General features: G+C 37.4%; 2 protein-coding genes and 1 pseudogene. 1 reads left to right on the top strand and 2 read right to left on the bottom strand.

Annotated features, from left to right (window positions below):
- Window positions 1–548, bottom strand: a 548-nt coding sequence (locus CIGNP85_RS08215; protein ID WP_272888192.1) for a biotin carboxylase N-terminal domain-containing protein, incomplete at its 3' end; no start/stop codon positions are given.
- The gene (gene accB / locus CIGNP85_RS08210; protein WP_086287849.1) at window positions 545–994 is read right to left on the bottom strand and encodes an acetyl-CoA carboxylase biotin carboxyl carrier protein; all 450 of its coding nucleotides are present in this window, start codon (window positions 992–994) and stop codon (window positions 545–547) included. The genes accB and CIGNP85_RS08215, both read right to left, overlap by 4 nt.
- Before the next feature lie 121 nt (window positions 995–1,115).
- Between accB and CIGNP85_RS08205 the strand changes: the two are divergent.
- A pseudogene (locus CIGNP85_RS08205) lies at window positions 1,116–1,293 on the top strand (dCTP deaminase); the annotation flags it as partial.

Below are 1,293 nucleotides of genomic sequence, written 5' to 3'. Positions count from 1 at the left end.
AAGCTCTTTTCTAAATCCTCTTCTTTCTCTACCACTCTCATACCACGGCCACCACCACCTGCAGCTGCTTTAATGATTACAGGATAGCCAATTTCACTAGCTAATTTTTTAGCCATTTCTATATCTTTGATAGCGCCATCACTACCTGGTACAACTGGAATTCCTGCTCTCATCATCATCTGTTTGGCTTTGCTTTTATCACTCATTAAAGCCATAGCCTCTACGCTTGGACCTATAAATTTGATATTGTGCTTTTCGCAAATTTCTACGAAATTTTGATTTTCGCTCAAAAATCCATAACCTGGAAATATCGCATCAGCTTCGCTAATCTCGCAAGCTGTGATAATAGCTGGGATATGTAGATAGCTCTCGCTACTTCTAGCACCGCCTATACAGATACTAGCATCAGCGTATTTGACATAAAGAGCATCTTTATCAGCTGTAGAATGCACTACAACTGCTTCTTTACCCATCTCTTGGATAGTTCTAAGTGCTCTAAGGGCTATTTCACCACGATTTGCTATTAGGATTCTTTTAATCTCTCTCATAGTTTTTCAACCTCAAATAACGCCATACCAAATTCCACAGGCTGGCCATCTGCGATTAGGGCTTTTGTAATTCTACAATCAAACTCAGCTTCAATCTCATTCATAATTTTCATCGCTTCTATAATGCCTATAGTGTCGCCTTTTTTCACTGTTTGACCTACCTTAACAAAGCTTGGCGCACCTGGACTTGGAGCTATATAAAATGTCCCTACCATCGGTGAGTTTAATGTATCAGTTGCTGTTGAAGTAGTTACTGTTTTTTCATTTACTACTACATTGATTGGCGCTGGGGCTGGGATTGTAGGGCAAGCTGGGGCTGGGGCTACTTGCTCGCATGGCTCGTGTTTTTCTAACTCGATTACGAAATCACCATCTTTTATCTTAATTTTATTAATGTTTGTCTCATCAAAAAAGCTCATAAGCTCTTTAATCTCATCTCTTGTCATAAATTCTCCTTAAATTAAGTAAAATTTCATAATTCTACCCAAATTATCTAAATAATAAGCTAAACTTTAGTTTAAAGTAGAAATTGCTATAATCTTACAATTTAATTTTAAAGGGAAATTTATGGGTTTAAAAAGCGATAAATGGATACGCCAAATGAGCTTAGAACACAAGATGATAACTCCATTTTGCGAAGAAAATATAGGCCGTGGCGTTGTCAGCTATGGGCTTTCTAGTTATGGATATGATATTAGGGTTGGAAATGAATTTAAAATCTTTACAAATGTCGGTGGTACAGTTG

Source organism: Campylobacter sp. P0085 (assembly GCF_002139495.1).
GTDB lineage: Bacteria > Campylobacterota > Campylobacteria > Campylobacterales > Campylobacteraceae > Campylobacter > Campylobacter devanensis.
The sequence above is the reverse complement of the archived record's forward strand: the minus strand, read 5'-3'. Positions and strand labels throughout refer to the sequence as shown.